Origin of the sequence: Cloacibacillus porcorum (genome assembly GCF_001701045.1) — a bacterium.
Lineage (GTDB): Bacteria > Synergistota > Synergistia > Synergistales > Synergistaceae > Cloacibacillus > Cloacibacillus porcorum.
In genome coordinates, this window is record NZ_CP016757.1 from 2,636,843 (window position 1) to 2,652,950 (window position 16,108).

Below are 16,108 nucleotides of genomic sequence, written 5' to 3' on the forward strand. Positions count from 1 at the left end.
CTCCGAAGTATATTACCTCTTGAGCCACAGCGGGCGGCGATAATCCCCCGCTGAAAGAGCATGAAATTTTGGCACTAAATTCGGAGGCGCGGCGTCATGAACAACATTGAACGAAGAGACAGAGAGCTGCCATATATCGCGGACCGCGAGGTTCTTGAAGAATATCGGGCCTGCCGGAAACTGTTACATAGGCTGAATCACACGGATCTGGCGGACTTCGCGGCGCTCAAAGCGATAGTGAAAGAGCTGCTCGGGAAATCGGAGAACGCCGTCATCAATCCGCCCTTTTTCTGCGATTACGGCTTTCATATAGAGGTGGGGAAGAATTTTTACGCAAACTACAACTGCACGATAATCGACGTGGCGAAGGTTGTTATCGGCGACAACTGCCTGATGGGGCCCAATGCCGCGATCTATACGGCGGGGCATCCTCTGCATCCCGAGGCGAGAAAATCACTCTATGAATATGGGATCGGCGTCACGATCGGCGACAATGTGTGGATCGGCGGCGGCGCGATCGTCCTCCCGGGCGTGCATATCGGCAGCGGCTCGGTGATCGGGGCCGGCAGCGTCGTGACGAAGGATATCCCCGCCATGTCGCTGGCCGCAGGCAATCCCTGCAGGGTGATCAGGGAGATAACCGCGGAGGATATGAGGTACTATTTCCGGGACCGCGAATTTGACGAAGAATCGGCGGCGGAGATAAAAAGGTTTATGGAAAAATAGGAACGCGGCAATACCGCCGGTATGCGTACCATAGAAAAAATTTTACATTTCTCCATTTTTTCTTTCCACAGGACTCTATTTTTGTTGTATATTAATTGTGAATGATAACAACACAAAATGAGGGGGGCTCTTTATGCAGGAAAAAATATGGGTCGTTGTTCAGCAGGACTGCAACGGTATCGCCTCGGTTCTCGCCTTCGACTACGAGGCTGACGCGCAGAACTTCGCGCAGGAGATGACGGCGATGGGCAAAGGTACCAACACCGTGATCGAGACGACGATAAACAGGCGCCGAGAGGCGGAAGAGGCTATCGCGCGCGTCGATCTGCCGGAGTTCAACACGGAATGTATCGAATGTATCATCGACATGTCCGGCGTTCCCGAAGATAAGCAGGACGCCGCGGCGAGATATCTTGAGGAACATCGCTGCGATCTGCAGAAGGACGCCCAGAAGATGGTCGATACATACATCAAGAAGGCGATCACCGACTTCTTCGCCGACGAGCGCACTATCCTAGGATAGACCGAATAGGGAAACGCCTAAAGGGTTCCGCGCCTGCAAAAGGGCGCCGGGCCCTTTTTTGATATACTTTTAGGAGATGATTTCACTGCCAAGCGGAGGGATGTTCATGTCACTGTCTGAGAGGTTAGAAAAAGAGCTTATCGAATTTGCGCGTCAGCTTGTCCGTCTGCAGAGCTATTCCGACAATGAGGGCGCGGTCGCGGAGGCGGTCGTCGCCAAGATGCGCGAGCTGGGCTACGACGAGGCCTTTATCGACTCGACGGGCAACGCCGTCGGCTTTATCGGCGGCGGGGAGAGGCTGATACATTTCGACTCCCACATGGACACCGTCGAGGTCAACGACGCGGAGGCGTGGCTGCTGCCGCCCTTCGCCGCGGAGATAAAGGAAGGGCGGCTCTACGGGCGCGGATCGGTGGACATGAAGTCCGCCCTCGCCGCCTCGGTATACGGCGCGGCCCTCGCGCGCGAACTGGGCTATGCCAAAGATAAAAGAATATGTGTGAGCGGCTCCGTCTGCGAAGAATACTGCGACGGCGAGAATATCAAAATGATGTACAAAGAGCTTTCGCTGCGCCCCGACTTCGTCGTGATCTGCGAACCCTCCGACAATGTGATAACGCTCGGCCACAAGGGCAAGGCGCAGATGCGCATAAGGACCCACGGGCTCTCCGCGCACGGCTCGGCGCCGGAAAAGGGCATAAACGCCGTCTACGAGATGGCGGAGATCATCGGGCGCGTGGAGGCCCTCAATAAGAGGCTCACGGATGAGGGCAGTCCCCACGGCACGATCGTGCTCTCCGATATCAGCTGCGTCACCGCCTCGCTGAACGCGGTGCCCAGCGAAGCGGAGATATACCTTGACCGCCGCCTCGTGCTCGGTGAAACGGAGGAGAAGGTGCGCGCGGAGATGGAGGAGCTTGTCCGCGGCAAGCGCGCCTCCTGGGAGACAGGCACGCTGCGCCGCACCAGCTGGAAGGGCGCGCCGCTGGTCTACGAGCCTCTGCACATGGCCTGGAAGCTGGACGAAGAGTCGCCGCTCTTTTCCGCGGCAAACGCGGCCTATGCGGAGACCTTCGGCAAAGCCCCCGAGAGATACGACTTCTGGGACTTCGGCACCAACGCCGTCACCCCCGTGAGCATGGGGATCGCCACGATCGGCTTCGGCCCCGGTGAATATAAGCTGGCCCACATGCGCGATGAAAACTGCGAAGTGGAAAAGATAACTGACGCCGCGAAATTTTACGCGGCGCTGATCGGCAGACTTTAAGGAGAAATAGCTTGACTGCTGATAGGGCCGTGAGCCGCGGCGCGGAGGAGATAATCTGTCACTGTTTTTCGTTTACTAGAGGCGATATCGAGAACGACTATATAAAAAACGGCCGCTCGACAGTCATGGAAAAGATCACGGCGGAGCTTGAGCGGGGCGGCTGCCGCTGCCACGAGAAAAATCCCCGCGGGACCTGATGTCTCGGCGACGTCCGCCGGGTCGTGGACGGTATCGCCGCACAAAGATAAAAGATAGAGACCGGTCCGCGGGACGCTATGGGCGTTTCGCGGACGGTCTTTTATTTACCCTGCGGGAAAAGCCTCTGCAGCTCCTCCATCACACAATCCACAAGCCTGCCCACGGAGAGGTCCGGCACGCCCGCAATGATGTTGTTGCAGCAGTTGACGGGGACGAGTATCCGCTTCGCGCCGCTGCGCGCGACGGCGGCCGCCATCACCGGCGTGATCTCGCCGAGCAGCGAGTCCGCGATCACGATCGCGACGGGGCCGATAATGACGTCAGCGTCGCGGCAGCAAACGACGACGGAATTTTCCCCCGTCGCGGCCCGGTTCGCCCCCGCCTTGAGCATCGCAGCCGCCGCGATGCTGTTGGTCCCCACCGCCGTCACCGAGGCCTCCGGCATCTTCGCCCTCACCGACTGCACGATCTGCCGCCCGATGCCGCCGCCCTGTCCGTCTATCACAAGTATGTTCATAGCTCGTCTACCTCTCAGCTCTATATTTTTCTGAGACAAGTATACAACATAGGGAATTGCTGATTGACCGCTTCCAATAAAAAAAAGGACCCCGGGTGTGCCGGCCGGGGCCCTCAGGCGGAAGGAAACTCTTGTCCTCTAAGGACAGCTGTTAGAACTCGTAGGTCGCGGAGAGTATGAATCTGCGCTCCGGGTTGATGTAGCCGTTATTGTTAAGATAGAACTCTTTGTCAAAGAGGTTGACGCAGGCGAGCTTAATAGTCGTGCGGTCCACCTTCCATGACACCGCGGCGTTGACGATGAAGATATCTTCGTCGTCGTATACAGCGTTTGTAAGCTGGCGGTCTCCGTAGTAATGGGCGGACAGCTCGGCGTTCCAGGGGTCTTTCTTGAAGTTCAGTATTCCAGAGATATCCCAGCGCGGCATATTCGAACGCGTCCAGTCAGAACTGCCTGTCTTTTCTTCCGCGTGCAGATACGATAGTCCCTGCCTGTAAGACCAGTTCTCATGGAAATTCCACTTGTACTGTCCCTCAAATCCCCAGGCGCGGTATTCGTCGACGTTGATGTATTGTGTATAGCTGTCGTTCATATTGATTTTATCTTCCATATCCATATAGAACACATTAAAACTCCATGGATTTATGGCTGTATTGTCTTTGACTCCGATATCATACGTCCAGCCTTTTTCCGGCTTTAGGTTGTGGTTCCCAATAACCCAGTTACTCTCGTCTCCAAATATCTGATAAAAGCTCGGCATTGAGAAATAGCGCCCAGCAGTAACATAATACAATAACCCGTTTTTGTTCGCCCAATTCAAAGAAAACCGTGGTATGAATTCATGCGCATCATCTCCACTATCGATATCCCAATATTCATATCGGAGGCCAATATCAAACGCCGCATCACCTATGGGAATTGAAGTTTCCATATAAGGCGCATATTCGCTTCTAGTTTTGTCATATATATCATCGATGAAATTGGAAACTGAGACGTTTCCATTTTCATGTCTGAAATCCATGCCAAAAACAAACGGAAGCGTACCAATTTCCTGTTTTCTATTGTAAGTCGCTCCGAAGACTTTATCTCTGTAATGTGTCATAGATGACATAGGATCTGTGTAATTATAGGTATAATCACGTTTATTGTCATAATAATAGAGGCGGCCAGTATTTACGCCATCAGCATAATTCAAAAGAAAACGCTTATACTCGTTTTTCTGCTTGTCATTCGCTGTACTCGCACCATAGGTGTTATCCCATTCAGATTTATAATCTCCAAGCTCAGCCTTGAACGCCCAAGGACCTTTAGTGAAACCGAAGGAATAATCATTTCCTCTAAATTCCCTCCCATAGTCATAAAGTCCTTTTGCTGGGTCAGCAAGCTTTATCTTTGTCTCACCCTCTTGAGTTCTCGTATATCCGGCAAAAACTCTAAGGTCATTGCTTAGCAACACTGTTCCGCGAACATTGCCACGGAACCATTCCTTGTTACCGCCTTCCAAGGTCATACTGCCAGCAGACTTATCTGTTGGCTTACGCGTGATTATATTAATGACACCACCAGCAGCGTTTGAGCCATAAATTGCGGAGCCCGCACCTTTTACTATCTCGATACGTTCTACATCTGTCAAAGATACGCTACGTAAATCAAAAGGGTTCCCCATCGCCCCTGTTCCATAATTAGTCCCCATGTAAGGGACACCATCAACAAGTAGCAAGACTTCCGACGTTAGCCCACGAACACTGACATACTTATCCTGCGCCATCGAAGCGCTGTTCAAAAGTCCGTTGACGCCCGGCACCTTCGACAGCACATCCTGTACGTCGCGCGCGGCGCTGTTGTCGATATCCTCGCGCGTGATGACGTAGGTCTGCGCCGGTACGTCCGCCGTCGATTCCGCAAGGCGCGAACCGGTGACCTCCACCGCGGCGACCTCCGCCACGTCGGCGCTGACTGCCTTCTCCGCCGCGAACGCCGGCAGGGCAAGCAATGACGAGAACAAGAAAACAGCCGCTGTTTTCCTCCACAGATGATACATAAAAACACTCCCTCTGTTAAATTTTTACAAACAAAAACAAAAAGGCAGAGGCCCCAAAGACGGAGCCTCTGCCATATACACCAAGCAGACGCTGCTACTCGCCCTCGCAAGCTGCAACTCATACGGATACGGCAGATATTCTGACTCCTGATCATCCTACCGGCGCGCCTTCCCGCCTTCGGCAGTGGCACGGTGCGCTTTCGTCCCAGTTACAGCAACGGGGTTGTTCCGGATTCTCACCGGATTCCCTGACTGTATTCCGTTACAATATTCTTTTGTCCTGTTATTCTACACTATGGCCGGTTGTTTTGTCAGCAATATATCCATATCCTGCGGATTATTTTGCTCCTTTCGCGGCGGCGGACGCTTACTATTCCATATCCCTGTCATGATACAATGATAGTGTATAAAAATTCACCGGCGGGAGTCCCCGCGGAGAGAAGGCGGCGGCCAATGTTTGAAAAAATACCCTCTGATGAAGAGCTGCGCGCCCTCGTCGGCGAAGGGCTCTTTGCAGTATGGAAAGGGCTCCGTTCCATGATAGAGGCCAGTTACGACATGACCGGAAGCTGGAACGGCGGCGGCCGGCTGTGGCTCTATGAATATAAATACCGCCGCGGCGGAAAGACTCTCTGCTCACTATACGCGAAAGAAAAGGCCGTCGGCTTCATGGTGATATTCGGCCGGACGGAGAGAGCGAAGTTCGAGTCTGAGAGGGAGACTTTCTCCCAAAAGACGCGGGAGATGTATGACGGCGCGAAAACCTATCACGACGGGAAATGGATGATGTTCGAACCGGCGGATGAGTCCCTCTTTCCCGATCTCATCAGGCTGCTGCAAATCAAAAGAAGACCCAACCGGCCGGACAAACAGGAGCCGTAAAAACAATGAAAAGCGATCTAAGAAAAATTCCCGGCATCGGGGAGAATATGGAGCGTCATCTTATGAACATCGGCATCAGCTCCGTCGAAGAGCTGATAGGCAAGGAGCCGGAGGCGCTCTTTGAGCGGGACTGCCTCTTTAAGGGTTTCCGCGACGATCCCTGCGTACTCTATGTCTTCCGGCTCGCCGTCTATTACGCGGAAAACAAAGAGCGTGACCCGGAAAAGCTAAAATGGTGGTACTGGAAGGATAAGGAGTATCATCCGCGGGGCGGCTAAGTTACGGCCATTCGCGCGTATGTCAGTATTCCACGTGTGCCGCGTACGGGAGCAGTTCTTTTGCGCCTATTTTGAAGGGGGCATCCTCTCCCATCAGGATGACCTGACACTCGGGCATGTAGTCCGAAAGTATCTGACGGCAGTTGCCGCATGGCGGGATTATCTCTTCACCGCGCTCACCGCGCACCGCGACTATCGTCTCAAACAGGCGCTCCCCCGCGGTTATCGCCGTACCGATAGCCACCTGTTCCGCGCAGGCGCCGTGCAGAGAATAGACGTTGACACCGACATATATCTTACCGTCAGGGCAGCGTACCGCCGCGCCGACGGTGTGGCGGTATCCGCCGTGGTCATAGTTTGCCGTTATCGCCTCGCGCGCCATTTTCAGGAGCTCAATATCCGCCTCGTTAAGTTTTATCATGCCATTCTCCGCCATCTTATGATTATGGATTTCTCTCAAAATGTATCTTAGTCGGAGGCGGAGAGATTCATCACCGTTATCTCCGCCGGCACTCCGAGACGCGTCAGGAAGCCGTTCCAGATACCCGTGCCAGGAGAGACGTAGAGCTTCATGCCGTCCACCTCGTACCAGCCGTTGACATAGCCGCCGTTGAATTTTTTCACGAGCTGCGAGAGGCCCGGAACCATGCCGCCGTGGGTATGGCCGGAGAGCTGAAGGTCGGCTCCCGCCGCCGCGTTTCTCTTCGCCGCGCCCGGCTGGTGGTCGAGAATTATTTTGGGCACCCCGGCAGCCACACCGGCAAGAGCCTTTTTCACATCGGGCGCCTCGGCGTTCGCAAAACGCAGCGCCGCGAGGTCGGCGACTCCCGCGACGGCGATATTTTTGCCGCCGCGCTCTATCAGGCGGTGCTCGTTGAGAAGTATCTTTATCCCCAGTGAGCCTTCGAGAAAATCCTTCCATTCTTTAGCGTTGAAGTAATATTCATGGTTCCCCAGTACGCCGCAGACGCCGTATGGCGCGGACAGCCCCGCGAGCGGCGCGATATCGGCGCTCCTTTCGCTGACCAGACCGTCGATAAAGTCTCCCGTTATGAGGATCAGGTCCGGCGAGAGAGCGTTAACTCTTTTCACAAGCGCCTCTGCATAATCGGCGCGGCGGGAGGCGCTTATGTGTATGTCGCTGAGCAGCACTGCCTTGAAGCCGCTGAACTCCGGCGGCAGCTTAGGCAGCGATACCTCCATCTCATGTATCCGCGGCAGCCTCTGCGCCTCGTATGTGCCGTAGACCGAGACCGAAACAGCGGCGGCGGCGAATATCAGGGCCATCCCCACCGTGAGGGAGATATGCGGCGCCGAGGGAGAAAATAGTCTCGCTGCGGCGAGAACTATCAGCAGAAGATCTTTCAGCAGCGTAAAGATAAAGAGCAGAAAGAGCGCGCCGAAGGCGACGCCGTAAAGCTCGATGAGCCACCGGGGCAGCTCAGGAGAAAAGAAATTGCCGCCGACAGCGGCAAAGAACTGCTGCTTGAGCGACGCCGCGCACAGCAGGGCCGCTAACGCCGCCTTGGTATAAACGCTGAGCGGAAGCGGCAAAACGAGGCGGAGCCAGACATATATAAACAGGATCAACGGTATCATTCTAAACATGTTGGCTAGTATATCGGTTAGAGTTTACTCTAGTCAACCGTATCTATTGTAAGTGCAGGGCAAACGCATAAGTAAAGCCGAAAAGGATATAAATAGCGATTTAACCTTTCTTTTGACTTTACCCTTACAGCCTCCCTCTCCGAGGGAGGTGTCGGCCGCCTGCTTTTTGCGGCTGACGGAAGGAGTGTTGCTCTGTTTGGCGCGGAAACCGCGTCAAACAGAGTCCGCGGCAAAGGCCGCGGGAGAACCGAAGGTCAACTCTCCCTCAGTCTCGGCGGAAAAACACCGCCGAGCCAGCTCCCTCACAGAGGGCGCCTTTAAGGGCAAAGTCAAAAGCTAAACCGCAATTTACCTCTTTTCCTATCCGAAGCTAAATCGGCGTTTAGAAGTGCGAGTTGCTAAATAAAATGGGGACCCAGATACCGGAGCCGTATCTTCATACGGTGAGGATTCGGGGGGCCCGTTTTATGACGCATACGGTGCTTATTCGCGCCGATTTGTTGTTTTAGCCTCCGACCTCTATTAACGCGTCCGCCTGCTTGTAAGCGGCGGCGTATTTACCTAAAATATAGTGGCGGCGCGCAGCGGAACCACTCGCCGCGGTAAAGAAATTTTGGAGGAGATACGATGGATTATAAACGATTGAAAAGCTCTCTGTTCGCCCTGTTGTTCCTGCTTGCCGTCGCTTTACCGGCGCCGGCGGCGGAAAAGAGCTTTCACATCCTGATGATAAACGATCCCCACAGTTACATCCTGCCCTACTATGAGGCGGCGGAGGCGGGGCTGCCCGCGGGAGCCGTCAAGGCTGAGGCCGTCGGCGGCCTCTCCCGCGCGCTGCGGCTCGTGGCCGATGAAAGAGCGGCTCTCAAAGAGACCTCCCAGTCCCCCATATTTCTCTTTGAGGGCGGCGATATCATGCTCGGCAAGAAGGGCAGCCTGCAAAACGGCCACGCCGAGTATGGCTCGCTGGCGGCGCTGGGATTCGACGCGGGGGTGCTCGGCAACCACGACTTCGACGGCGGCGTCCGGACGCTCGCGAAATTGGGACCGGAGCTTAAATTTCCCGTCCTCGCCTCGAATATCCTCTTTAGCGAGCCAGAGATTGACAGTTATTATCCAAAGCTAATGGTAATCAAAAAGGGTGATGTAAGCGTCGGGGTATTCGGCCTCGTAACACCGGACCTCAAGGCGATCATCTCCGACCCCGGCGGCTTCGATATTGAGAAGGATATTTTCAAAAAAGCGGCGGAGTGCGTGCGGGAACTCCGCGCACAGGGCGTCGACGCGGTGGTGGCGCTGAATCACATCGGCCTTGACTTGGACAAAAAGCTCGCGGCATCGGTGCCTGGCATCGACGTGATCGTCGGCGGCCACTCGCACGACGCCATAAAGGAGAGGCTTTTAGTAAAGAACCCTCAGGGCTCGCAGACGCTTATCGGACAGGCCGGGCTCGACGGACGCTATGCGGGCAGGTTTGACGTTACTGTGTACGACGGGACGCTCGTCGCCGAAAAGTCGTCATGGCGGCTGATGCCGGTGCTGCCCGGCACGGCGGCGGAGGAAACGAGCGAGGCGCTCGGCCTTGAGGCACAGAAAAAACTCGCCGCGACGCTTAATATCGCCGACCCAACGATGATCCTGGCCAAAAGCGTCGACGGACGCAAGGAGTCGATGCGCGGAGGAGAAAACGCGCTTGGCGATCTCGCAGCCGAGGCTCTGCGCTGGAACGGACAGGCGCGCATCGGCCTGATAAACGGCGGCGCGCTGCGCATCGGCCGCATAGTACCTCCGGGACCGTTCACGGCGGGCGACATGCTTGACCTGATGCCATTTGACAGCATTCCGGTGCGGCTGCTCGTGAGCGGCGCGGAGATCAGAAGGCAGCTGGAGGCGGCGGCCTCCGCGCTCAGGGGACGGAACGACGGTTACGACCCGGCGCGCCGCATGTCGACGGGAGAGTTCTTACAGGTGGCAGGGCTGCGCTTCGACATCGACCTCGGCGAACCGGCCGCCGTCGTGGAGAGCCGCCGTATGACCGCTGACGGCCGCCGCGTAAAAAACATCATGGTAGATTCGTCGCGGGGCTGGCTTCCGCTTGAGGACGGCAAAATATATTCCGTCGCGACTCTCGACTATACCGCGAAATACTGGAACGCGCTCTCGTCCGCCCCCATCGGTAAAGCGGCTCTCGCCTGCTTCGACGATTATCTGGAGAAAGTGCTGCGGCGGCAGGCCGATATAACGACGGACGGCAGGATAAACATTATAGGGCAGTGATTTTCCTAGATTTTTGAATATACTGTCTTCGCGCTCACTCCGGGGAACATGCCGAGTTTTCCCGAGAGGGCGCTTATTTTTTCGTTCGGCGCGTCGATTATCACGCTGATGATCGATATGTTGCGCTCCCTGTACGGCATCCCCATACGGCCGATGATACAGTCGCTGTATTCGTGCAGCAGCCGGTTGATGTTTTCCGCCGCCGCGGGGTCCTCCACGATTATTCCGATCTGCGCTATTCTCGTCTCCATCTCTATCAGCCTCTCCGTCTGTTTTATCTCGCTCTCGCCCAGGGGCAGGATGCTCGCGTAATCACGCTTCCCCACTTTGAAGCGGTGTATGTGTACCGGTATCTCAAAGGCGCGCCTGAGGTTTTCCTCAGTGAGCACGTTTACCGTGCCGCCGAAGACCGCGCTTTTGTCCGGCATCAGCAGCAGCGCGCGCTGCGATATGTCCATCGCGTGTTCCGGGTAGTGGGTGTTGATCACCGCCGCGATGCCGCGCTCTTTGCAGAGCGTCGAGATCGTCGAAAGCACCCGCCGCTGGTTCTTAAAGTCCAGATTCGACTCCGGCTCGTCGAGCACCAGAAGCGAGGGTTCCGCGGCGAGAGCGCGCGCGATGAGCGCCAACTGGTATTCGCCGCCGCTTATTTTACTGCACAGCTTGTCCCGCAGATGTGCGATACCAACCAGCGCAAGCGCCTCGTCCGCGGCGCGCTCGTCGCGCTCTTTCGGCATCGAAAGCTCGTTCATGTGCGCGCTGCGGCCCAGCAGCACCATTTCGCGCACGGTGTAGACAAAGGAGGAGAGTTTCGCCTGCGGCACATAGCCGACACGGCGCCAGAACTCCTTCGGCCGCAGCCTTTTTATATCGACGCCGTCGAGGTACGAGGCGCCCGCGCTCCACGGACGCAGTCCCAGCATGCATTTCATGAGCGTCGTCTTTCCCGCGCCGTTGGCCCCGAGGATACAGAGGATGTCCGGCTCACTGACGCTGAAATTTATGTCGCAGAGGTTTTCCTCTCCCGCGGAGTAGCTGAAGCAGCCGCCGCGCACCTCGAACTGCGCGGCGCTGTTGACCGCCTGCGCGGAATTTCCTCCGCGCGGGCATTCGGAGGCGCTGTACATCTTCATGCCCTTATTCCCCCCGTCTTTCGCAGCAGGACGATAAAGAACGGCGCGCCGATGACGGCAGTCAATATCGAAGCCGGTATCTCGGAGGCGGTAATGCTGCGCGCCGCGGTGTCTATCGCAAGCATAAAGAGCGCCCCCAGCGCCATGCTCGCGGGGACTACGCTGCGGTTGTCGTTTCCGAAGATCATACGCGCCGCGTGCGGGATGAGCAGCCCCACCCAGCCGATGAGGCCGCACATCGAGACGACGGAGGCCGTGATCATCGCCGCGCCAGTTATCACAAGCAGCCTGACGCGCTTTACGTTTATTCCCAGTGATGTCGCCTCATCCTCGCTGAGCGTCATCGCGTTGAGCTTCCAGCGGAAGAGCCAGATCAGCGCCATTCCGGCGGCGATCAGCGGCGCGCCCATCGCGAGGCTCGCGCGCGTCGTTCCCGACAGGCTGCCCATCAGCCAGAAGGTTATCGACGGCAGCACATCCTGCGGATCGGCGGCGTATTTCACAAGCGATACAAGCGCGGAAAAGAGCGCGCTGACGACCATGCCCGCCAGTATCATCATGATCACCGAGGAGGAGCCGCGCACGCGGCTCACAAAGACGACGAGCGCCACAGCGGCGATTCCCGCGGCAAGCGCAAAAAGCTGCACGAGGAACGAGGGCAGCCCCATCAATATGCCCAAAACCGCGCCGAAAGAGGCGCCAGTCGCGACACCCAGCGTATCGGGCGTCGCCAGCGGGTTGGAAAATAGCGCCTGAAAGGCGCCGCCCGCGACGCCGAGCCCCGCGCCGGCGAGCATGGCGAGCAGTATACGCGGCAGGCGGATATTGATTATCACGTCGCGCACCATCTGCGGCGGCTCTCCGGCGCCCAGCCAGGGGCAGAGCACGGAAAGGGTCTCTCCGATAGAGAGGGGAAATCTCCCGACGGTGACCGCTGCCAGCGGGGCGGCAACAAGAAGCGCCGCCGTAAATGCGATAAGCGCCGTTCTTCCCTTCATCGGCTACTTGGTGAAACCGGCGGCGGAGGCGCGTCCCTGGTTGTACATCTGTTTTATCTGCGTTTCGCTGAGCGTAATGCCGTAGAGCCTCTTATAGTAGTCACGGACCTCTTTTTTCATGTCGATATTCTTGAAGAGGGCCGGATAGACCTTCTGCGCCATCCACATCAGCGTCACGGGAGTGTCGGCGCCGGGAGTGTAGCTCCTGTACGTCCCCAGCGGCATCTTGTAGACGGCGCGCTCCTTCACCGCCTTCACGTTGTCCCAGTTGTGGCCGCCGATCCTGTTCTTATAGAGGTCGTCCGGCAGCGCGGGGGTAAAGTTGGTGATGAAGATGACGTCCGGGTTCCATTTGTAGACCTGCTCCATTGTGATCATGGCGTTGGAGTTGTCGGCCGGCACCTCCTCCGCGGCGTTCTTCGCCCCCACCGCATCGCACCAGTACTGGCCGAAGAAGCTCCGGCCCGAGGTCACCATACGCTTGTCGTCGTACTGGAAGAGGAAGAGCACCTTTTTACGCTCCTCCGGCTTTATTTTTTCAACTTTCTTCTGAATGTCGGCGTAGACCTTTTTACTGTAGGCAGAGACCTCTTTGCTCTTCGCGCTCTCGGGGAATATCTGGCTCAGCGTCTTTATCCATTCGTCATAGGTCCGCAGCACGTCGTAATTCCACTTCGTCGGCGAGATCGCCACCGCCGGTATTCCGGCGTTCTTTATCATCTTTCCCATCTCTTTGCTGCCAGCGAGGTAAAATACGAGGTCGGGGCGCAGCTTCATCAGCTCCTCGATGTTGAGGTCGAGCCCCGCGGTGTATTCCGTGCGCGCCTTCAATATTTCGGGAAAGAGCTCGCCGAGCAAGCCGGCCTTCGCAGCGCCCATCGACGCGGGGGGAATGCCCACCAGTTTCTCAGCCGAACCGAGAAAGACCGTCACCACCGATGGGAACGGCAGTATGCCGACCACCGCGATACGCTCGATCTTCTCCGGCAGCGCGACCCTGTCGCCGTTTTCATCCGTTATCACGCGCGCGGCCTCCGCACCGGCGCAGTTCGCCAGTATCATCGCGCCCATCAGCAGCGCGGCAAAGATTTTCATAACGCAAGCTCCCTCTCTATCCACCTGTTAAACTCTCCGCCCATTATGAGCGGGATATTATCTCTGAATATGCGCCCCGAATAGCCCTCGTGCGGCAGCGCGATGAAGCGGCAGTAGTGCTTCGGCAGCGCCGGTTTATAGAGCGGATCGGCGATCACGAGCCGCGCCTCGCGCAGCGCGCGAAAGACCTCGTCCTCGTCAGGGGAATCGAGCGGCGCGAGCATACGGACGTTGCGCATCGCGTAGTCGCGTTCCAGCGCGCGGGCAATAGAGGCGCTCTGCACCGGCTCCCCGATCACGAAGACCTTGCCGCCCGGCTCCGTTATCGGCAGCGGCAGCGATAACCCGCCGCCCCTTTGCGCCGCCTCATCTATGAGCGAAAAGAGCTCGCGCGCCACCGAATCGCCTACCGGCAGGCCGGTGACCGAGGGGGTGCCGTATATCTCGCGCAGCGCCTCGGCCAAAGGCGCGCCGCAGGATGAGACGACGACGTTGACGTGGGCGCGGCCCGCGTTCATAAGTTCCTCCCACGGACTGCCCATCGCCCAGCAACTGTTGACATGAAAACCGGCATCCTCAAATACCATTTTCATAGCCTCGACATTGCCGCACACGGCAGACGCACCCGCAGGCTTGCCCCCTTGGGAAATCTTTAATGTCCCGGCTTCGCCGGAACGGGGGGCAGCGCGCACGGAAAAGTCGAGCGGCGTCACGCCGAGCAGATTGACCGAGGGGCGTTCGCCCTCCGCCAGCGGCGGCGGCGTCAGCCCGGGATCGCAAAAGCGGCGCGCGACGGCGGCGAGGGCCATCCCCGCGCCGACATTATATGAGTTCATTCCATTGGTGGCGAAGCCAAAGGTCGGAATGCCGGTGCGTTCCTCGATGACGCGGGCGATTCCCTTGAAATCGGTGCCCATCATCATCGGTATCGGCGTTCCTGCAAGCGCGATGAAGCGCGGCCGCAGCTCTTCCGCGGCGCGGCAGACGTCGCCGATCAACTTTTCCTCGTCGCCCATCAGCGCCTCAACCTCGGCGAGCGCCGAGATGAATACCAACGAAGGTATGTCATACCAGCGCGGCTCGTCGTGCGTGTTATAGGTCGAATTGCAGCCGGAGGCGTCGTGCATCACCGTCATGCCGCCCATCTCATAGAGCGCCGAACAGACGCCCGAAACGTCGGCGGTATAGGTGGAGAGAATCGCGCATGTCTGCCTCAACAGCAGCACCCCCATCCCTTTATCTGGATTATCTTTTTAGTGTCCTTTTCATTGATCACCGCGTCGCAGACAGCCTCCGCGAGATGGACGATCCCGTCGAACCCCCAAAAGCCGCCGCCCTCAAGCATATTGACAAAATAGGGGGTATCGCAGAAATAGGCCGCCTTCTGACCGATGGCGACGACCTTTTCCGGCTCACCGCCGGCCTCCGCCGCGGCAGCGCGCGCGCCGCCGGCGCGCAGCACCATCTTCGGATGCACCGTCGCGCAGAGCTCAAGCTCGGGATACCTCTCCCGCAGCCGCTCAAAGACCGGACGCTCTTCCGGTATGAAGACGTCGGCGTAGACGGTGCGCACTCTGACGCCGTGCTCAAGCAGCAGCTCCGCAAGTCCCAGGGGGCGCGGCGTCGCCGTATAGTCTATCGTCACCGGTGTCTCGCCGAGAAGCCTCGCGGCGGTCGATACCGCGCGTTCCGCCTCCGCCTCGAGCAGCGCCGTATCTATCATCGGGATGTCAAGGCAGTCGGCAAGCCTTTCGAGGTTCTCCCTGATCTCTTTATAATCGTAACTCAGCGGCAGATAGAGGTAATCAATCGCCGCCCTTTCTTTCAGGTCGCGCACCGCGGGGATCGCGGGCGGCATGTAGGCAATATTAAGCCTGCTGTGCGCCATCCTCTGATATTCACGGAAGGAGCGGCAGCGTGTAATATCGCGCAGCTCAAAGCCCGCGCCGCGCAGCATGCGCACGAAATCCGCGGAATCCTCCGTCGGGTAGTTGTTGCCGATTATGTTGACGCACTTCTCGTCGCAGATGTTCTGCCGCGTGAGAAAACTGTAAAGACGCATGCGCACCATCGGGTCCGGCGGCGTCTTCGTCTTACGCATTATCGGGTACATATAGCAATCGGTGAAAAAGAGCTGCGGGAAACGCTCGCGCAGCTTCGCGTAGACATAATCGAGGTCACAGCCCATAAAGTGGTGCACACAGCTCGTAAAGACAAGCACCGCCTTCGGCAGCTTCGGCAGTTTGCGGAGCACGTCGGTCACCCCGTCGATGATCAGGGCCTCCATATCGCCGTCAAGGACGTTGTTCTCGCAGACGGCGATCGTCGAAAAGCGGTCCTGCGCCCCCATTTCCGCCGCCGTCAGCACTACGCCGCGCAGGCAGCCCTGAGCGCAGACGAATATCTGGTGGCTCTCCGGCAACAGCATTCCCGTGTGAACGATGTTCCACAGGCCGCGCGCCGGCGAGCCGTATTCGACGCCATACTCATAGGGAGTAAGGGAGGCCGCGTCTTTTATCTTTACAGAGGCCCCGCTCCAGTCGGTATTGTGAAGGTCTATCATCT

Annotated in this window: 16 protein-coding genes and 1 riboswitch; of the genes, 7 read left to right on the forward strand and 9 right to left on the reverse strand. The window is 57.4% G+C overall.

Going from position 1 to position 16,108, the window contains the following annotated elements:
- The first annotated feature begins 96 nt into the window (after positions 1 to 96).
- The 4 genes from BED41_RS12015 (at position 97) to BED41_RS12030 (ending at position 2,713) form a co-directional block, all read left to right on the forward strand.
- On the forward strand, positions 97 to 726 hold the full coding sequence (locus BED41_RS12015) for a sugar O-acetyltransferase (protein WP_066746609.1): 630 nt from the start codon (positions 97 to 99) through the stop codon (positions 724 to 726).
- Between the two features lie 133 nt (positions 727 to 859).
- Positions 860 to 1,249, forward strand: coding sequence for a hypothetical protein (locus tag BED41_RS12020; RefSeq protein WP_066746612.1), 390 nt, complete (start codon positions 860 to 862; stop codon positions 1,247 to 1,249).
- Between the two features lie 106 nt (positions 1,250 to 1,355).
- Positions 1,356 to 2,516, forward strand: a complete 1,161-nt coding sequence (locus tag BED41_RS12025; RefSeq protein ID WP_174544912.1) for a YgeY family selenium metabolism-linked hydrolase — start codon at positions 1,356 to 1,358, stop codon at positions 2,514 to 2,516.
- An 11-nt stretch (positions 2,517 to 2,527) separates the two neighbouring features.
- Positions 2,528 to 2,713, forward strand: a complete 186-nt coding sequence (locus BED41_RS12030) for a bacterioferritin-associated ferredoxin (RefSeq protein ID WP_168160273.1) — start codon at positions 2,528 to 2,530, stop codon at positions 2,711 to 2,713.
- 101 nt (positions 2,714 to 2,814) lie between these two features.
- Here the strand turns inward: BED41_RS12030 and BED41_RS12035 are convergent, their stop codons facing one another.
- Together BED41_RS12035 and BED41_RS12040 are read right to left on the reverse strand one after the other, a co-directional pair.
- Positions 2,815 to 3,231, reverse strand: coding sequence for a DUF3842 family protein (locus BED41_RS12035; protein ID WP_066746617.1), 417 nt, complete (start codon positions 3,229 to 3,231; stop codon positions 2,815 to 2,817).
- A 151-nt stretch (positions 3,232 to 3,382) separates the two neighbouring features.
- Positions 3,383 to 5,272 carry a TonB-dependent receptor plug domain-containing protein gene (locus BED41_RS12040; RefSeq protein ID WP_066746620.1) on the reverse strand — a complete coding sequence of 630 codons (1,890 nt, stop codon included), beginning with the start codon at positions 5,270 to 5,272 and terminating at the stop codon, positions 3,383 to 3,385.
- Between the two features lie 113 nt (positions 5,273 to 5,385).
- A riboswitch (cobalamin riboswitch) is annotated at positions 5,386 to 5,551 on the reverse strand.
- A 174-nt stretch (positions 5,552 to 5,725) separates the two neighbouring features.
- Between BED41_RS12040 and BED41_RS12045 the strand changes: the two genes are divergently transcribed.
- Both BED41_RS12045 and BED41_RS12050 read left to right on the forward strand, forming a co-directional pair.
- On the forward strand, positions 5,726 to 6,154 hold the full coding sequence (locus BED41_RS12045) for a DUF3788 domain-containing protein (protein WP_066746623.1): 429 nt from the start codon (positions 5,726 to 5,728) through the stop codon (positions 6,152 to 6,154).
- A gap of 5 nt (positions 6,155 to 6,159) precedes the next feature.
- On the forward strand, positions 6,160 to 6,432 hold the full coding sequence (locus BED41_RS12050; protein ID WP_066746625.1) for a helix-hairpin-helix domain-containing protein: 273 nt from the start codon (positions 6,160 to 6,162) through the stop codon (positions 6,430 to 6,432).
- A gap of 22 nt (positions 6,433 to 6,454) precedes the next feature.
- Here BED41_RS12050 and BED41_RS12055 read toward each other — a convergent pair whose 3' ends face one another.
- Both BED41_RS12055 and BED41_RS12060 read right to left on the reverse strand, forming a co-directional pair.
- Entirely contained in the window at positions 6,455 to 6,853 is a 399-nt protein-coding gene (locus BED41_RS12055) for a cytidine/deoxycytidylate deaminase family protein (protein WP_066746628.1), read from the reverse strand.
- Between the two features lie 47 nt (positions 6,854 to 6,900).
- Complete coding sequence (locus tag BED41_RS12060) at positions 6,901 to 8,022, reverse strand: metallophosphoesterase (protein ID WP_168160274.1); 1,122 nt, start codon at positions 8,020 to 8,022, stop codon at positions 6,901 to 6,903.
- A gap of 645 nt (positions 8,023 to 8,667) precedes the next feature.
- On the opposite strand from BED41_RS12060, the gene BED41_RS12065 reads away from it, so the two are divergent.
- Entirely contained in the window at positions 8,668 to 10,317 is a 1,650-nt protein-coding gene (locus BED41_RS12065; protein WP_066746633.1) for a bifunctional metallophosphatase/5'-nucleotidase, read from the forward strand.
- A gap of 5 nt (positions 10,318 to 10,322) precedes the next feature.
- On the opposite strand, the gene BED41_RS12070 is transcribed toward BED41_RS12065, so the two are convergent.
- From BED41_RS12070 to BED41_RS12090, 5 genes are read right to left on the reverse strand one after another with little or no spacing between them, the layout of a single operon-like run.
- Complete coding sequence (locus BED41_RS12070; RefSeq protein WP_066746635.1) at positions 10,323 to 11,450, reverse strand: TM1266 family iron-only hydrogenase system putative regulator; 1,128 nt, start codon at positions 11,448 to 11,450, stop codon at positions 10,323 to 10,325.
- A complete protein-coding gene (locus BED41_RS12075) occupies positions 11,447 to 12,448 on the reverse strand; it encodes a FecCD family ABC transporter permease (RefSeq protein WP_066746639.1) in 1,002 nt (333 codons plus the stop codon). Before BED41_RS12075 ends, BED41_RS12070 begins: the two co-directional genes overlap by 4 nt.
- Before the next feature lie 3 nt (positions 12,449 to 12,451).
- Positions 12,452 to 13,543: an ABC transporter substrate-binding protein gene (locus BED41_RS12080; RefSeq protein WP_066746641.1), complete on the reverse strand. Its 1,092-nt coding sequence runs from the start codon at positions 13,541 to 13,543 to the stop codon at positions 12,452 to 12,454.
- A complete protein-coding gene (locus tag BED41_RS12085; protein ID WP_066746648.1) occupies positions 13,540 to 14,760 on the reverse strand; it encodes a nitrogenase component 1 in 1,221 nt (406 codons plus the stop codon). The genes BED41_RS12080 and BED41_RS12085 overlap by 4 nt, the downstream gene beginning before the upstream one ends.
- Positions 14,757 to 16,106, reverse strand: coding sequence for a nitrogenase component 1 (locus tag BED41_RS12090; protein WP_066746650.1), 1,350 nt, complete (start codon positions 16,104 to 16,106; stop codon positions 14,757 to 14,759). Before BED41_RS12090 ends, BED41_RS12085 begins: the two co-directional genes overlap by 4 nt.
- Positions 16,107 to 16,108 lie beyond the last annotated feature (2 nt).

What these genes read in the sequence shown, in the direction of transcription:
- BED41_RS12015 (WP_066746609.1), top strand. Translation starts at nt 97, where the DNA reads ATGAACAACATTGAACGAAGAGACAGAGAGCTGCCATATATCGCGGAC.
- BED41_RS12020 (WP_066746612.1), top strand. Translation starts at nt 860, where the DNA reads ATGCAGGAAAAAATATGGGTCGTTGTTCAGCAGGACTGCAACGGTATC.
- BED41_RS12025 (WP_174544912.1), top strand. Translation starts at nt 1,356, where the DNA reads ATGTCACTGTCTGAGAGGTTAGAAAAAGAGCTTATCGAATTTGCGCGT.
- BED41_RS12035 (WP_066746617.1), bottom strand. Translation starts at nt 3,231, where the DNA reads ATGAACATACTTGTGATAGACGGACAGGGCGGCGGCATCGGGCGGCAG.
- BED41_RS12040 (WP_066746620.1), bottom strand. Translation starts at nt 5,272, where the DNA reads ATGTATCATCTGTGGAGGAAAACAGCGGCTGTTTTCTTGTTCTCGTCA.
- BED41_RS12045 (WP_066746623.1), top strand. Translation starts at nt 5,726, where the DNA reads ATGTTTGAAAAAATACCCTCTGATGAAGAGCTGCGCGCCCTCGTCGGC.
- BED41_RS12050 (WP_066746625.1), top strand. Translation starts at nt 6,160, where the DNA reads ATGAAAAGCGATCTAAGAAAAATTCCCGGCATCGGGGAGAATATGGAG.
- BED41_RS12055 (WP_066746628.1), bottom strand. Translation starts at nt 6,853, where the DNA reads ATGATAAAACTTAACGAGGCGGATATTGAGCTCCTGAAAATGGCGCGC.
- BED41_RS12065 (WP_066746633.1), top strand. Translation starts at nt 8,668, where the DNA reads ATGGATTATAAACGATTGAAAAGCTCTCTGTTCGCCCTGTTGTTCCTG.
- BED41_RS12070 (WP_066746635.1), bottom strand. Translation starts at nt 11,450, where the DNA reads ATGAAGATGTACAGCGCCTCCGAATGCCCGCGCGGAGGAAATTCCGCG.
- BED41_RS12075 (WP_066746639.1), bottom strand. Translation starts at nt 12,448, where the DNA reads ATGAAGGGAAGAACGGCGCTTATCGCATTTACGGCGGCGCTTCTTGTT.
- BED41_RS12080 (WP_066746641.1), bottom strand. Translation starts at nt 13,543, where the DNA reads ATGAAAATCTTTGCCGCGCTGCTGATGGGCGCGATGATACTGGCGAAC.
- BED41_RS12090 (WP_066746650.1), bottom strand. Translation starts at nt 16,106, where the DNA reads ATGATAGACCTTCACAATACCGACTGGAGCGGGGCCTCTGTAAAGATA.